Below are 14,606 nucleotides of genomic sequence, written 5' to 3' on the forward strand. Positions count from 1 at the left end.
CTCTTAAAGGGCTGGATCTTGAGATAAGTCTTGAAGTTCAAGTGTCAGTGGCGCAGGGCCGGATAATTTCACCCGTTGGGTCGGCTCGAGGGCCAAGGTCGCCCCCACCACGTTGGGCCGGATCGGCAGCTCGGCGGCGTCCAGGTCGAGCAGGCTGACCAGCGTTACGCTGGCCGGACGACCATAGTCGAACAATTCGTTGAGCGCGGCGCGAATGGTACGACCGCTCATCAGCACGTCGTCGATCAGCACCAGGTGCTGGCCTTCGATCTCGAACGGCAGCTCCGAGGGGCGCACTTGCGGGTGCAGGCCATTTTGGCTGAAGTCGTCGCGGTAGAACGATACGTCCAGGGTGCCCAGCGGGGCCTCACTGTTCATTGCGCGCAACAGTGCCTGGGCCACCCAGATGCCACCGGTGCGAATGCCGATGTAGCGCGGCTCAGTGATGTTACGACGGGCCAGATGGGCCTTGAGATCAAGCGCCATCTGAGAGATCAGTTCAGCGGGAACAGGCAGGATCATGGTGGCTCCTTAAAAGGCCCGCGCAGGATGCGTGCTGCGACGGGCGCAAACAATGAGGTGCGTCAAACAATTGAGCGCAATGTCAGGCTTGAGGTTGAGCCGGGTTGTCGTCGAGCCAGCCTTGCAAGACCAGTTTGGCGGCGATGGCATCCACCGGGTTGTCGCGATAACTGCCACGCTGGCCGCCCTGAGCCTTGCGTTCGCCTTTGGCTTCAAAGGTGGTCAGGCGCTCGTCGTGGGTGAACACAGGCAGATTGAACCGGCCATTGAGGCGGTTGGCAAATTTTTGCGCCCTTGCGCAGAACTCGCTCGGGGTGCCGTCCATGTGCAGGGGCATGCCGACCACCAGGGCGTCGGGTTGCCATTCTTTGATGAGCTTTTCGATGTCTTCCCACTTCGGTTTGCCGTTCTCGGCTTTCAAATTACACAGCTCGCGGGCTTGGCCAGTGATCATCTGGCCGACGGCGACGCCGATCGAGCGGGTGCCGTAGTCAAAACCCAGCAGTAAACGAAGGCTGGCCATCAGGCGTGACCTGCTTGAGTGCTTAACAAGTTGAGGTTCACTCCCAGGTGATTGGCGGCGGCGTCAAGGCGCAACTCGCTAGAGGTTTGAAACAAAATATCGGCTGAGTATGGGCAGGTCAGCCACGCGTTGTCGGCCAGTTCGGCTTCCAGTTGGCCCGCGTCCCACCCGGCATAGCCCAGGCAGATCAGGCTGCGCTGCGGGCCGTTGCCGTCAGCGATGCTGTCCAGCACATCCAGCGACGTGCTCAGGGCCAGTCCGTCTTCAAGTTCAACCGTGGCATCGAAATTCATGCTGGCGGGGTGCAGGACAAAACCGCGGTCGGTCATGATCGGGCCGCCGGCATAAATCGGTACGTGCTTGCACAGTTCAGACATTTTACGGTCGGGCCGCAACTGCTCAAGGATATCCCCCAGGCTCAGATCCAACGGCCGGTTGATGGTCAGGCCCATCGCACCATTGGCCGTATGCTCGACGATGTAGGTCAAGGTATGAGCAAAATGGGGGTCGGCCATATGCGGCATGGCGATCAGCAATTGATGCTTGAGGTAGGTCGGGGCGTGGGTTTTCATGAGCCTTAGTGTGGCGCTGGCAAGCGAAACTGACAAGTTGGCGGCAGCGGCTACGCGTTTGGGTTAATGACTGGACAACCGATCACCCTGGGCGAATTTCCAGGTGCGGATGATTTCCAGGCGGTCGATGTCGGCCAGGTCGCCGCTGAAGGGGGCAAACGGCGCGGCCAGCCGCACGATGCGCTGCGCGGCTTGATCCAGCAATGGCTGGCCCGAAGATTCAAGCACCAGCACTTCATGCAGCGAGCCGTCGCGGTTGATCGACACCAGCAACCGCAACCTCCCGTAGATTTTTTCGCGGCGCGCTTGCTCGGGGTAGTTGAGGTTGCCGATGCGTTCGATCTTTTTGCGCCAGTCTTCTTTGTACCAGGCACCTTTGTCGCGCATGGTCGAGGCCGCGCTCATGCGGTAGATTTTTGGGCGTTTGGCGTACTGTTGTTGCTCGTTGGCCAGTTCGGCTTCGAGGCTGGAAATCTCGCTCGACAGTTGGGAGCTGTCAAACGTTGGAATGCTGGCCTTGGGCGCCGCTTCGGTTTTGACCTTCTGCGGTTCGCTCGTGGCTTTTTTGAGTTTTGGCGCCACGGTGGTCACGGCTGCTTTGGGGGCCGCCTGGGTCTGTTCAGGTTTGGCGGCGGGCGGCGGCGTGACTTTTTTGACTTCGGTGTCCTGGAACGGTGCCACCTGGGTGGTGGTGGGCACGGCTTTCTTGTCCAGCGTGCCGCTGCCTTCCTGATTGTCCTGCGCCAGAAAATCCGCTTTCTTGGGCGCGGTTGCGCTTTTGAAGGTCGACAGCGTGATTTCAAGGGTTTTGCTGATTTGCTTGGGCTCGCTCATGCTGAACCCGACACCCAGGATCACCGCGAGGTGAATCAGGGCCGCGACGAATAGAGTAAAACCCAGGCGATCAGCCGCGCGTACGCCGCTGTGGCTCAGTTCGGGGGGCAGGTCGCTGGGGAGTTTCATGGCAAAAGACCAACATCGCGGGTTTCACAGGCTGCGCATGATAGCGCAATGTTGGTCTGTTTCAGGCGGTTAGCGATCAGCGCGCCGCCAGCTTGCGTTCGATGGCGTCCATCAGCAGGTCGCCGATGCGGGTGCCAAAGGCGTTATCAATCTCGCGGATGCAGGTCGGGCTGGTGACGTTGATCTCAGTCAGGTGTTCACCGATCACGTCCAGGCCTACAAACAACAAGCCCTTTTCACGCAATGTGGGTCCAACTTGCTCAGCAATCCAACGGTCTTTTTCGCTCAATGGGCGCGCTTCACCACGGCCACCAGCGGCCAGGTTGCCACGGGTTTCGCCGTGCGCCGGGATACGCGCCAGGCAATAGGGCACGGGTTCGCCGTCGATCATCAGGATACGTTTGTCGCCGTCCTTGATCGCTGGCAAGTAACCTTGCGCCATGATTTGCTGCGTGCCGTTGGCGGTCAGGGTTTCGAGAATCACTGACAGGTTCGGATCACCCGCGCGGTGACGGAAAATCGACGTGCCGCCCATGCCGTCCAGCGGCTTGAGGATCACATCGCCGTGCAGCGCTGCAAATTCGCGCAACACATCCGCCCGGCGGCTGACCACGGTCGGCGGGGTGCACTGGGTGAATTGAGTGGCGAACAGTTTTTCGTTGCAGTCGCGCAGGCTCTGCGGTTTGTTGACGATCAGCACTCCGTCGCGCTCGGCTTGTTCGAGCAAGTAGGTGGTGTACACAAACTCCATGTCGAACGGCGGGTCTTTACGCATCAGGATCACATCCAGATCGCTCAGGGCTGTGTCTGTCTCGGCGTCTAGCTCAAACCATTTTTCAGGGTTGGCGAACACGGTGAGCGGCTTCATGCGCGCCCGCGCCTTGCCTTCAGTCAGGTACAGGTCTTGCTGTTCCATGTAGAACAAGGTCCAGCCGCGGTCCTGCGCTGCCAGCAACATGGCCAGCGAGCTGTCCTTTTTATAGGAGATGCTCGCAATGGGGTCCATGACAATCCCGACTCGAACGCTCATGGCAAATTCCTCAAAAGTAGTAGGCAAATATCAACTGTAGGCCCTGCCGATCGATAACAAGGTCGTCGCAAAACCAGGCAACCCCATGCGTGAGCGACACCGCACTCATCCTGTTGCGCCCGCTTGCTACCTCGTCAGCGCCTGCACGATAAGCAGGTCATCAAAAAGTGGCGCCAGAGTGGCGCTGAGTGGGGTCTCGGTCAAGGAAAAACCGCCTCGTCCGGCATGGCGCGGCCCGTCCGATAGATTGCATGTAGAGACTGTGCTAAAAAGGCTCGCACAGCACTTGCAGCCCTTGTCCATTAAGGATTTGAGCTGAAATTTGGCAAAGTTGTAACAAAACGGGTCGCCGTGGCGATGGTAGAGCACATATGGACACGCATTCCAGCACCTTGAAGGTGATGGTGATTGATGATTCAAAAACCATTCGCCGCACCGCCGAAACGCTGCTGAAAAACGTAGGCTGCGAAGTGATTACCGCGCTCGATGGCTTCGATGCATTGGCCAAGATTGTCGATCATCATCCGCACATCATCTTTGTCGACATCATGATGCCGCGCCTTGATGGCTATCAAACCTGTGCGCTGATCAAAAGCCACCGATCGTTCAAGTCGACGCCGGTGATTATGCTCTCATCCAAAGACGGTCTGTTTGACAAGGCTAAGGGACGGATTGTGGGTTCTGATCAATTTTTGACCAAACCCTTTAGCCGGGATGAACTGCTGAGTGCGATCAAGGCCCATGTGCCAGGGTTCACATTTGTGCAAAACGCTCAATAACGCTCAATGATGCCCGGCCCGCAGGCCAATTACCTTATAGATGGGGAACACCATGGCTCGCATTCTGATCGTCGATGATTCGCCGACTGAAATGTTCAAATTGACTGAAATGTTGAAAAAGCGCGGTCATGAAGTGCTCCAGGCGGTCAACGGCGCAGATGGCGTCGCACTGGCGCGTCAGGAAAAACCCGATGCCGTGCTGATGGACATCGTGATGCAGGGGCTTAATGGTTTTCAGGCGACGCGCCAGTTGACGAAAGACCCTGAAACCAGCGCCATCCCTGTGATCGTGGTCACCACCAAGGAACAGGAGACCGATGTGCTCTGGGCCAAACGCCAGGGAGCAGTGGATTACATCACCAAGCCCGTCGATGAAGCACTACTGATCCAGGCGCTTAAAAACGCATTGGCAACAAAGCCTGCTTCACCGCGCCCGCCCCATGCCTGACTCACAGACTGCCTTCGAGCTGCTGCTTGAGATCGACCAGCGCTGTCGTTCACTGGCCGCCGGCCTGGTGGCGGAGCCAGTCAAGGCCCAGGCCTGGAGCGGCATCGGTTTTCGCATCGGCGAACAGTGTTTCGTGGCGCCGATGGGTGAAATTGCCGAAATCCTCCATGAACCGCGGTTTACCTTGTTGCCGGGCGTCAAGTCTTGGGTCAGGGGAGTGGCTAATCTGCGGGGGCAATTACTGCCGATCATGGATCTGTGCGGTTTTTTCGGCGTTGAATTATCGCCTTTGCGCAAACAGCGCCGGGTACTGGTGCTGGAGTTCGAAGACATCTTTGTGGGCCTTCAGGTCGATGAAGTGCTGGGTATGCAGCATTTTGCCCAGAGCGATTTAAACGCCTGTGAACCCGCGTCCCCCGGCCTGCCATTCGTTCCCTATGTGCAAGGGCGCTTCGCTGGCGAGCATGAATGGTGGGTCTTTAGCCCGTTTGCGCTGGCCCAGTCGCCTGAATTTTGGGCGGTCGCTGTGTGAGTGGGCAGCGTCTGTCACGTCAAGCGTTAAAACAGCACCTCAGGGCCTGATCGATGACCACAGCAAAAACCGTTAAACCAATGGAAGGGTCGCGCAGTCGTTCGCAGATCATCGTGCTTTTTATCGCCCTGATCGTGTTCATCATGCTGTTGTTCGCCAATTTTGCTTACCTCAATACCCAGTCCAACTACGACAAGCAATACATCAGCCACGCGGGTGAATTGCGGGTGCTGTCCCAACGTATCGCCAAAAATGCCACCGAAGCGGCGGCCGGTAAGGCTGCGGCTTTCCGTCTGCTGAGCGATGCACGTAACGACTTCAGCCAGCGTTGGGGCTACCTGAAAAAAGGCGACCCTGTCACCGGCCTTCCTGCCGCACCGCCCGCCGTGCACAAAGAAATGCAGGCCGTTCAACGCGACTGGGAACAGTTGTTGAGCAATACCAACGCCATTTTGGCCAGTGAGCAAACGGTGCTGTCGCTGCACCAGGTGGCCGCGACGCTGGCCGAGACCGTGCCGCAGTTGCAGGTCGAATACGAAAAAGTGGTCGAGATTCTGTTGCAGCGTGGCGCTCCCGCCAGTCAGGTGGCGTTGGCCCAGCGCCAGTCATTGCTGGCTGAGCGTATTTTGGGTGCGGTCAACACGGTGCTGGCCGGTGATGAAACCGCCGCGCAAGCCGCCGATGCGTTTGGCCGCGACGCCAACCGTTTTGGCCAGGTGCTTAACGGCATGCTCGAAGGCAATGCGGGGCTGCGCATTTCACAGGTCGAAGACAAAGATGCCCGCGCCCGCCTGCTGGAGATCTCGGAGCTGTTCCAGTTTGTCTCCGGCTCGGTGGATGAAATCCTCGAAACCTCACCACAGCTGTTCCAGGTGCGTGAGGCCGCGAGCCACATTTTCAGCCTGTCGCAAACCCTGCTCGATGAAGCGTCAATGTTGGCCAACGGTTTTGAAAACCTGGCCAGCGGTCGCTCGCTGGATATTATCGGTGGCTATGTGTTGGGCCTGCTGGCGCTGGGTTCCATCATCCTGATCGGGCTGGTGATGGTGCGTGAAACCAATCGCCAACTGCATGAAACCGCTGAGAAGAATGACCGTAACCAAAACGCCATCATGCGTCTGCTGGATGAAATTGCCGATTTGGCCGACGGCGACCTGACCGTCACCGCTTCTGTGACCGAAGACTTCACCGGCACCATTGCCGACTCGATCAATTACTCGGTCGATCAATTGCGCGATCTGGTGGCCACCATCAACTTGACAGCCGGGCAAGTGGCTGCGGCCGTGCAAGACACGCAAGCCACTGCGATGCAGCTGGCCGAGGCTTCCGAGCATCAGGCGCAACAGATCGCCGAAGCGTCGGGCGCCATTGCGCAGATGGCCCAATCGATTGATGAAGTGTCGGCCAACGCGTCCGAGTCCTCTGCGGTGGCTGAGCGCTCGGTGGCGATTGCCAACAAAGGCAACGAAGTGGTGCATAACACCATTCACGGCATGGACAACATCCGCGATCAAATTCAGGACACCGCCAAGCGCATCAAACGCTTGGGCGAGTCGTCTCAGGAAATCGGCGACATCGTCAGCCTGATTGATGACATTGCGGATCAAACCAATATTCTTGCCTTGAACGCCGCGATTCAGGCCTCTATGGCTGGCGATGCGGGGCGTGGCTTTGCCGTGGTGGCGGACGAGGTACAACGTTTGGCCGAGCGTTCGTCGGCGGCCACGCGTCAGATCGAAACACTGGTGCGGGCCATTCAGGCCGACACCAATGAGGCCGTGATCTCAATGGAGCAAACCACCACTGAGGTGGTGCGCGGCGCCCGTTTGGCGCAAGACGCGGGCGTGGCGCTGGAAGAGATCGAAGGCGTGTCGCAAAACCTGGCCGAGCTGATTCAAAGCATCTCCAATGCCGCGCAGCAGCAAACCACCTCGGCGGGTCAGATTTCCTTGACCATGAGCGTCATTCAGCAAATCACCAGCCAAACTTCATCCGGGTCAACCGCTACCGCCGACAGCATTGGCAACCTGGCCAAAATGGCCAGCCAACTGCGGCGCTCGGTGTCCGGTTTTACCTTGCCGGACACGCAAAAAACACCAGGGCCTCACTAGTGCGGCGTACGTTTGAGGGGAGTCGTTATGGTTGACCGGCACGACTATGTGGCCCTTGAGTGGGTCAAAGACGAAATTGCCGACACCTTAAAGCAGGCTCGCGTGGCACTGGACAGCGACGGCCAGCAAGCGACGCCCGAAGCGCTGGCGCAGTGTCTGGCGTGCGTGCATCAGGTGCATGGCAGCTTGTTGATGGTCGAGTTTTACGGCGCAGCCCTGCTGGCAGAAGAGATGGAGCAACTGGTGATCGCGTTGCAACAGCGCCGCGTCAGCCAGCTCGACGAAGCGGTACGTGTGCTGCAACAGGCCTTCAACCAATTGCCGTTGTACCTGGAGCGCGTCCACAGCGCCCGGCGCGACTGGCCGTTGGTGGTGTTGCCGTTGATCAACGACTTGCGCACTGCCAGGGGCGAGTCGCTGTTGTCAGAAACCAGTTTGTTCAGCCCGCCGTTGCAGGTGCTGGCGCCGCTTGATCACGCGACCTTGACGCAACGCTCCCCGGCCGACCTGCCTGCGCAGGTGCGCGCTTGGCGCCAAACCCTGCAAACGTCGCTGTTGGGGTTGCTGCGCGAAGACGATGTGCAGCGCCAACTGGAGCAACTGGCCAGTGTGTTTACGCAACTCGAAGCGCTGTGTCAGGGTGCGCCGCTCAATGCGCTGTGGGAAATCGCCACGGCGCTGGTCGAAGGCATGCTCAAGGGCAAAGTGGGCAACAGCCCGGCCTTGCGCAGCTTGCTCAGAGACACTGACAAAGAACTCCAGCGTTTACACACGCAGGGGATTGAAGCGCTTAACCAGCCTGCCTCTGATGTGCTGCTCACCAGCCTGCTGTTTTACATCGCCAAGGCCGAGCGCCCGACGCCGAAAATGCTCAGTTTGAAAAACCATTACGAGCTGGACGAAGCCATGCCCGACGCGGCAATGGTCGACGAAGAGCGTGCGCGCCTCGCCGGTCCCGACCGGGACGCCATGCGCTCGGTGGTGGCCGCCTTGTGCGATGAGCTGGTGCGCGTCAAAGAGCGTCTTGACCTGTTTGTGCGCAGTGACCGCACGCATGTGTCCGAACTCAACAGTTTGATGGCGCCCTTGCGCCAAATCGCCGACACCCTGGCCGTGCTGGGTTTCGGCCAGCCACGCAAGGTCATCATCGACCAGTTGGCCGTGGTCCAGAGCTTGGCCCAGGGTCAGCGCGAACCCACGGATGCCGTGTTGATGGATGTGGCAGCGGCGCTGTTGTACGTCGAAGCCACGCTGGCGGGCATGGTGGGTACTGTCGAGCCTTCGCAGCGTGAAGAAAGCCGCTTGCCGACCACCGACTTGATGCAGATTCACCAATGGGTGATCAAAGAAGCGCGCATCGTCTTCGATGAAGCCAAAGACTTGATCAGCGACTCTCTGGCGGGCGGTTTTGATCGTCAACATTTGCAGCCCGTCCCTGCACTGCTCACGCAAATTCGCGGGGCGCTGGCGATGATTCCGCTGAACCGCGCCGCCGACTTGCTGCAAGCCTGCGACGATTACCTGTGTGAGCATTGGTTGCTGGGCACTGAGCCTGTGACCGCGCAGCACATCGACCGCCTGGCTGACGCGCTGGTGAGCATCGAATACTACTTGGAGCGCTTGGCCCAAGACCCTGGCGCGGCGGGCGAGCAGGTGCTGGACCGGGCCGAAAGCAGCCTCATCGCGCTGGGCTATGCGCCGACCGAACGCCATGTGCCGCTGCTCGACGACATCCTCAGCCCCACCGAGGTGCTGGTGATGCAGGATTTGCAGGCGCTGCAAGACCCCGAGGTCATGCAGAGCCTGGCCGAGGTGCTGGCAAACCCGGTGTCGGCGCTCAACCCGCCCGCGCAACACATTCCCGCCAGCTTGCTGCCGCCCCCCGTGGATGAAGCGCGGGTAGACGAAGAACTGTTAGACGTTTTTCTCGAAGAAACCGATGAAGTGCTGAACATGCTGCACCACGCCTTGCCGCAGTGGGTTGCCAACCCGGCGGACAGCGCTGCGCTGGCTGAACTGCGGCGCGGTTTCCATACGCTCAAAGGCAGCGGACGCATGGTGCGCGCGCTGGTGCTGGGCGAGTTGGCATGGGCGGTCGAAAACCTGCTCAATCGTGTGATTGAACGCAAGGTTGCGCCGGCCCCGGCGATCTATCAGTTACTCGAAGATCTACTGCGCGTGCTGCCCGGTTTGATTCAAGCGTTTGCCGAGGGGCGTCAACGTCAGTGCGATGACGTCGACACACTGGCCGCCCAAGCCCATCACCTGTCCAAAGGTCATCCACTGCCGTTGTTGATTGAGCAAGAGGCCCTCGGTTTCGACCCGCAATTGCTCGATATTTTCCGTCAAGAAGCGCACAGCCACCTCGACACACTTAACCGTTTTCTCGATCACGCCAGCGAGCAACTGCCGCTGTATGCCAGCGACGAATTGCAGCGTGCCGTGCACACCCTCAAAGGCAGTGCGCACATGGCGGGTGTGTTGCGCATGGCTGAGCTGGCCGCACCGCTGGACCATTTGGTGCGTGAATACAAAGCACACCATCTGGCGTTGGACCTGGACGAAATCGAGCTGCTGCTTGAGGCCGACAGCCTGTTGCACCGCGGCCTGAAACAGTTGGACAGTGATCCGCTGGCCGAGATTCACGGTGCCCGCTCGCTGATTGAGCGCACTGAGCACCTGATTGCCGACCGCCTGGACGTGCTGCTCAATACGCCCGGCAATGCGGTGAAGCTCACCCGTGACCCGCAGCGCATCGGCGCATTTCTGGAGCAGGGCATGGACACCCTGTTTGAGGCCGAAGACGTGCTGCGCCATTGGCGGCAACAGCCGCACGAGCGCGCAGGTCTCGACACGTTGCTGGACCAATTGACCGCGCTGGGTGAGTCAGCGCACTTGCTGGATTTACAGCCCGTCGATGCCCTGTGCGAAGCCTTGCTTGACCTGTACGGCGCAGTGGAAGAAAGCAGCCTGGCCGTTAGTGCGCGTTTTTTTGACGAAGCCGAACAGGCGCACGAAGCGTTGATCAACATGCTCGACCAACTGGCCGCGGGCCAGGACATTACCCCGCAACCGACCCGCATTGACGCGCTGCACCGGTTGCTGCACGAAGGGTTGGCGCCCGACGCCACGGGCCTGATTCGACGTGAGGGCAGCCAAACCCTCGACATCACCGAGTTGGGGGCTGCCACGGCTCATTTGCAGGCAGGCACATTGGCGGGCGAAGGCGAGTCGATGGATGACGAAATCGTCGCCATCTTTCTGGAAGAGGCGGTCGACATCCTTGACAGCGCGGGCCAGGCCTTGCAGCGCTGGCTGAGTGAGCCGGAGAGTCTGGCACCGCTGTCTTCGTTGCAGCGTGACTTGCACACCCTCAAAGGCGGGGCGCGCATGGCGGGCATTGGTCCGGTGGGCGACCTGGCCCAAGAGCTGGAGCATTTGTACGAAGGTCTGCTGGATCGGCGCGCCAGCGAAAGCCCGGCGCTGGCCGACTTGCTGCAACGTAGCCATGCGCAGTTGGCGCTGATGCTCGAACACTTGCAACAACAGCAACCGTTGCGCGACCCCGACCAATTGATCGACGCCATTCGCGGGTTTCGGCATCACCCCCACCCGGCTGCCAAACTGCACGTCGCACCGCCTGATGGGGCCTCAGGCGGCGACACTGAACTGCGGGACATCTTTCTCGAAGAAGCCTTCGACATTCTCGAAAGCTCCGGCGCTGCCCTGACGCGCTGGCAAGCTGAGCCTCAAGGTACGGTGGAGGTCGAAAACCTGCTGCGAGACCTGCACACCCTCAAGGGCGGGGCGCGGATGGTTGAAATCGCCGCCATTGGTGATTTTGCCCACGAGCTGGAAACCCTGCTCGAAGATGTGTCAGCAGGCGTGCTGCCTCCCGGTGCCGATTTGTTCGCCTTGTTGCAGAACTGTCATGACCGGGCTGCACAAATGCTGGATGCGCTGCGCAGCGGTCAGCCTGTGCAGTCGCCCCAGGATTTGATCGAACGCATTCGTGACACCGAGCGCAATGCCCGGCACGCGGTTCAAGCGCCCGCCTCGACGAAGGTTGAACCCCAGGGCGCCGCCATGACCGAAGGGGAGCGCACGGGCCTGGACATGGTCAAGGTGCCTGCCGAGTTGCTGGAAGACATGGTTAACCTGTCAGGTGAAACCTCGATTATCCGGGGTCGCCTTGAGCAGCAAATCAATGATGGCCAGGTTGCGCTCAACGAAATGCAGACCACCCTTGAGCGCATGCGCGACCAATTGCGGCGTCTGGACACTGAAACCCAGGGCCAGCGCCACAGTCGTGGGCACACTGAAAGCGATGGTCTGGCGTACGACGAATTTGACCCGCTGGAAATGGACCGTCACTCCCAGCTGCAACAGTTGTCTCGGGCGTTATTTGAATCTGCGTCCGACTTGCTCGACCTCAAAGCCACGCTGGCCGCCCGTAATCAAGACGCTCACAACTTGCTGCAAAAGCAGGCGCGGATCAACACGCAACTGCAAGAGGGCTTGATGGGCACGCGGATGGTGCCGTTTGAACGGGTGTTGCCGCGCCTCAAACGCGTGGTGCGCCAAGTGGCCAGCGAGTTGGGCAAGCAGGTGGAGTTCAGCGTGATCAATGCTGAAGCTGAAATCGACCGTAACGTCCTGGAGCGCATGGTTGCCCCGTTGGAGCACATGCTGCGTAACGCAGTCGATCATGGCCTGGAACCGAGCGATGTGCGCCATGCCAGCGGCAAGCCCGAGCAAGGGCTGATCACGCTGGAGTTGTCCAACGAAGGCGGCGACGTGGTGTTTGATATCCGCGATGACGGCGCGGGTGTTCCGCTTGAAGCGGTGCGGCGCAAGGCGATTCATCGCGGTTTGCTGGACCCGCACAACAGCGTCAGCGACCGCGACGTGTTGCAATTCATCTTGCAGCCGGGGTTTTCTACCGCTGAAAAAATTACCCAGATTTCCGGGCGTGGCGTGGGCATGGACGTGGTCCATGAAGAAGTGCGGCAGTTGGGCGGCAGCATGACGCTCGATTCGGTGGCAGGGCAGGGTGTGCATTTTCAGATCCGGTTGCCGTTTAGCGTGTCGCTCAACCGCGCACTGATGGTGCAGTGCGCGGATGAGCAATACGCCATTGCGATCAATACCGTCGAAGGCATCGTGCGCGTCATGCCCAACGAGCTGGAAGGCTATTACCAGCTCAACCCGCCGCTGTATCACTACGGCGGCCAAACCTACGAATTGCGCTATTTGGGCGAGTTATTGCAAACCGTGGTCAAGCCTAAACTGGCCGGTGAGCAACATTCATTGCCGGTGTTGCTGGTGCATTGCCAAGACATGCGCGTGGCGCTGCAAGTGGATGCGCTGGCCGGCTCGCGCGAAATCGTGGTCAAGAGCCTGGGTCCGCAATTTGCCGCTGTGCAAGGGTTGTCGGGGGCCACGATTTTGGGCGATGGGCGTGTGGTGTTGATCCTTGATTTGCTCGCCTACATTCGTGCCCATCAAGTGCGTCAACCCTTGCAGCGCGCCCACCATGAAGTCAGCGGCAGCCTTGAATTCATCCCGGCGGTGCGTCCGCCGTTGGTGTTGGTGGTGGACGACTCCGTCACCGTGCGCAAAGTCACCAGCCGCTTGCTGGAACGTAACGGCATGAACGTCATCACCGCCAAAGACGGGGTTGACGCCATGAGCATGCTCGAAGAACACACCCCGGACTTGATGCTGCTGGATATTGAAATGCCGCGAATGGACGGCTTTGAAGTTGCCACCCATGTGCGCAACGACCCGCGTCTAAAAGACATGCCCATCATCATGATCACCTCGCGTACCGGGCAAAAGCACCAGAACCGCGCCATGGCCATTGGCGTCAACGACTACTTGGGCAAACCGTATCAAGAGTCTGTGTTGCTGGAGCGCATCGCCTACTGGAGCCGCTTCCATGCTTGACCACCGTGTTGGCAGCCTCACCTGCCTGCTCTTGCCGCTGGCTGACCGCTACTTGCTGTTGCCCAACGTCGCGATTGCCGAGTTGATCGACTACCAGCGCGGCGAACCCAGCAGCGACTCCCCGCCGTGGCACCTGCGCCAGATCACCTGGCGCGACCACCCGTTGCCACTCATCAGCTTTGAAGCGGCATGCGGCAGCCCGCTGCTGATTGGCGAACGGGCGCGCATCGTCATCCTCAACACCTTGAGCGCCAATCCAGCGTTGAAATACATCGCGATGGTGGTTCAAGGCATTCCACGCTCCTACAAACTCGACAGCCAACTGAGCTTTGTCGACGTGCCCCTTTGCCCACTGGAACGTGCCGCTGTGCAAGTCGGCGAGCATGTGGCGAAAATCCCTGATTTGTGGGGCTTGGAGCGGTTGGTGTCGGGGTTGCCCCCAGGACCCCTCGACGAACGCCGCATTGCCCTTTAAGTTCGCAACCTTGACCCTTATCTCGTATCAAAGTGAGGCAGTCGCACTATCGGCTCTTGAGGATGTTGCAGATGTATCACGGAGAAAAGCTCAACGCCTGGACTCACCTGTTGGGGGCGGTGGCCGCCGCAGTGGGCAGTGTATGGTTGTTGGTCATGGCGTGCCTTGATGGCAGCCCGCAAAAAATAGTCAGCGCCGCGATTTACGGCGTCACGCTGGTGTTGTTGTACAGCGTGTCGACCGTGTACCACAGCGTGCGCGGGCGGCCCAAGGTGATCATGCAGAAGTTCGATCACTTGTCGATTTACCTGTTGATTGCAGGCAGCTACACGCCTTTTTGCCTCGTGACCTTGCATGGGCCGTGGGGCTGGTCGCTGTTCGGGATTGTGTGGGGCATGGCCGTGATTGGCATGTTGCAAGAGATCAAGCCGCGCTCTGAGGCGCGTATCTTGTCCATTGTGATTTACGCGGTGATGGGCTGGATTGTGCTGGTGGCAGTCAAGCCCTTACTGGCGGCGCTGGGCACGGCAGGCTTCATTTGGCTGGCCACGGGCGGCGTGATGTACACCGTGGGCATTATCTTTTTTGCCCTCGATCACCGCCTGCGCCATGCCCACGGTATTTGGCATTTGTTTGTGATTGCGGGCAGCCTGTTGCACTTTGTGGCCATCGCGCATTACGTGATTTAAAGCGCCTGTGTGT

12 protein-coding genes are annotated in these 14,606 nt (G+C 59.5%); 7 read left to right on the forward strand and 5 right to left on the reverse strand.

Going from position 1 to position 14,606, the window contains the following annotated elements; translation table 11 throughout:
* Positions 1–3: 3 nt before the first annotated feature.
* The 5 genes from pyrR to gshB form a co-directional block, all read right to left on the reverse strand.
* A complete protein-coding gene (gene pyrR, locus TU86_RS09595) occupies positions 4–522 on the reverse strand; it encodes a bifunctional pyr operon transcriptional regulator/uracil phosphoribosyltransferase PyrR (RefSeq protein WP_048364056.1) in 519 nt (172 codons plus the stop codon).
* 82 nt (positions 523–604) lie between these two features.
* Positions 605–1,045 carry a Holliday junction resolvase RuvX gene (gene ruvX, locus TU86_RS09600; protein ID WP_048364057.1) on the reverse strand — a complete coding sequence of 147 codons (441 nt, stop codon included), beginning with the start codon at positions 1,043–1,045 and terminating at the stop codon, positions 605–607.
* On the reverse strand, positions 1,045–1,617 hold the full coding sequence (locus TU86_RS09605; RefSeq protein ID WP_048364058.1) for a YqgE/AlgH family protein: 573 nt from the start codon (positions 1,615–1,617) through the stop codon (positions 1,045–1,047). Before TU86_RS09605 ends, ruvX begins: the two co-directional genes overlap by 1 nt.
* A 63-nt stretch (positions 1,618–1,680) precedes the next feature.
* Complete coding sequence (locus TU86_RS09610; protein ID WP_048364059.1) at positions 1,681–2,580, reverse strand: energy transducer TonB; 900 nt, start codon at positions 2,578–2,580, stop codon at positions 1,681–1,683.
* 76 nt (positions 2,581–2,656) lie between these two features.
* A complete protein-coding gene (gene gshB / locus TU86_RS09615; RefSeq protein WP_048364060.1) occupies positions 2,657–3,610 on the reverse strand; it encodes a glutathione synthase in 954 nt (317 codons plus the stop codon).
* Between the two features lie 371 nt (positions 3,611–3,981).
* Here gshB and pilG point away from each other — a divergent pair, with 371 nt between their 5' ends.
* The 7 genes from pilG (at position 3,982) to trhA (ending at position 14,593) form a co-directional block, all read left to right on the forward strand.
* Positions 3,982–4,389: a twitching motility response regulator PilG gene (gene pilG, locus TU86_RS09620; RefSeq protein WP_048364061.1), complete on the forward strand. Its 408-nt coding sequence runs from the start codon at positions 3,982–3,984 to the stop codon at positions 4,387–4,389.
* A 52-nt stretch (positions 4,390–4,441) separates the two neighbouring features.
* Positions 4,442–4,837, forward strand: a complete 396-nt coding sequence (gene pilH, locus TU86_RS09625; protein WP_048364062.1) for a twitching motility response regulator PilH — start codon at positions 4,442–4,444, stop codon at positions 4,835–4,837.
* On the forward strand, positions 4,830–5,369 hold the full coding sequence (locus TU86_RS09630; RefSeq protein ID WP_048364063.1) for a chemotaxis protein CheW: 540 nt from the start codon (positions 4,830–4,832) through the stop codon (positions 5,367–5,369). The genes pilH and TU86_RS09630 overlap by 8 nt, the downstream gene beginning before the upstream one ends.
* Positions 5,370–5,422: 53 nt before the next feature.
* On the forward strand, positions 5,423–7,480 hold the full coding sequence (locus tag TU86_RS09635; RefSeq protein ID WP_048364064.1) for a methyl-accepting chemotaxis protein: 2,058 nt from the start codon (positions 5,423–5,425) through the stop codon (positions 7,478–7,480).
* Between the two features lie 27 nt (positions 7,481–7,507).
* Entirely contained in the window at positions 7,508–13,429 is a 5,922-nt protein-coding gene (locus tag TU86_RS09640) for an Hpt domain-containing protein (RefSeq protein ID WP_048364065.1), read from the forward strand.
* Entirely contained in the window at positions 13,422–13,904 is a 483-nt protein-coding gene (locus TU86_RS09645) for a chemotaxis protein CheW (RefSeq protein ID WP_048364066.1), read from the forward strand. Before TU86_RS09640 ends, TU86_RS09645 begins: the two co-directional genes overlap by 8 nt.
* A 71-nt stretch (positions 13,905–13,975) precedes the next feature.
* The gene (trhA, locus tag TU86_RS09650; RefSeq protein WP_048364067.1) at positions 13,976–14,593 is read left to right on the forward strand and encodes a PAQR family membrane homeostasis protein TrhA; all 618 of its coding nucleotides are present in this window, start codon (positions 13,976–13,978) and stop codon (positions 14,591–14,593) included.
* Positions 14,594–14,606: the final 13 nt, after the last annotated feature.

Source organism: Pseudomonas weihenstephanensis (assembly GCF_001043055.1).
Taxonomy (GTDB): Bacteria; Pseudomonadota; Gammaproteobacteria; order Pseudomonadales; family Pseudomonadaceae; genus Aquipseudomonas; species Aquipseudomonas weihenstephanensis.